At 60.7% G+C, this 1,388-nt stretch carries 1 protein-coding gene and 1 pseudogene; both read right to left on the reverse strand.

Annotated features, from left to right (window positions below; all coding sequences use genetic code 11):
• Positions 1–1,108: ABC1 kinase family protein (locus RNA01_RS23245; RefSeq protein ID WP_235916859.1), on the reverse strand; the 1,108-nt coding region annotated here is incomplete at its 3' end.
• An 80-nt stretch (positions 1,109–1,188) separates the two neighbouring features.
• Positions 1,189–1,388: pseudogene (locus RNA01_RS23975) on the reverse strand (phosphoglycolate phosphatase); the annotation flags it as partial.

Genomic DNA, 1,388 nt, shown 5'->3' on the forward strand with positions numbered 1-1,388 from the left:
GAGGGAGTCCATGGACCCGGTCGATAAAGGTGTCGATCCGGGTTGAAAGACCGGCGGTGTCCTCCACCTCGGCCCCACTCCAGTCGAGAAGGGTACGCACGACAATTTCGGGACGGCGATCAACCACGCCGGTGAGAAGGTCGACCAGTTCGTCGCGGCGTTGACGCGCCAGATTGCCCACCATGCCGAAATCGATAAACTCGATCTCATCGCCTGCCCGATAGAATACATTGCCCGGATGGGGATCTGCATGAAAGAACCGGTCTTCAAATATCATTTTCAGAACAGCCTCCGTCCCGCGCGCCGCGATGACGCGCAAGTCGAGCCCGGCGGCCCGCACCGCATCCAAATCCGTGCCAGACAGGCCGGACGCCATGTCTTGTACATTCATGCGTTCGCTCGTCCATTCCCAGTGGACGCGTGGAACGTGGATGTACGACATGTCCCGGAAATTCTCGGCGATCCGCTCGGCATTGTGGCATTCGTTGGCCAGATCGAGCTCACGCCGGATCGATCGCGCGAATTCGGTGACGATTTCGCGCGGGCGAAAGCGGCGGATTTCATCGCTCTCTGCCACAGCCACATTGGCAAGCCGCATGAGCAGCCGGAGGTCGGTCTCGATAATGGCGCCGATGCCGGGCCGGCGGATTTTCAGAATCACCTCGCCGCCCGAATGCAGCCGCGCCCGATGAACCTGCGCGATGGAACCGCCCGCCAGCGCAATCGGATCGATTTCACAAAAATCCGCAGCAAGGGGATGGCCCAGCTCTGCCTCCACTTCTTCGACGAGTTCCAGGAAGGGTATTGCCGGCACACTGCTGCGCAGCTTGCAAAGTTCGGCGATATAGGTGGGCGGCAGCAGATCGACGCGCGTGGAGAGAATTTGCCCTAGCTTGACGAAGGTCGGGCCCATTTCCTCAAGCGCCTGCCGCAGACGCCTTGGCAGGGTCGATCCATTGCTCACTCCGGACCCCGGTGAGGCGGCAACATAGCCAGCGCTGCGCATCGCTTTTTCCAAGCCAATGCGTCCGACAAGCTCACCGAGGCCATGCCGAATCAGGATTGCGGACAGTTCGGCGACGCGCCTCATATCGTCGAAGGCTCCCATCGGGCTGTACACCGTCAAGCTTCCCTATATACGTCCGGCAAGGTGTTCCGCCACTTTGCGGCCGCCATGGCAATCAGTCATCAGCCGATCTCCCTCGACGTCCCAATACGGTAGCGCCGCAGGACCGCCTGCTTTATCTCGTCACGGCTAGCCCCTGGGCTGAGAGCGAGATCTTGCTCTATATCGGAGGCTTCGCGGGCGAGAACGTCGTCCCTTATCACATGCCGAAACCATGCCGAATAGTCCCCGGCTCGTAGATGGTGTTCCCATACGGGGTCGC

It is taken from the genome of Paenirhizobium naphthalenivorans (genome assembly GCF_007992095.1).
In the GTDB taxonomy this organism is placed as follows: Bacteria; Pseudomonadota; Alphaproteobacteria; order Rhizobiales; family Rhizobiaceae; genus Allorhizobium; species Allorhizobium naphthalenivorans.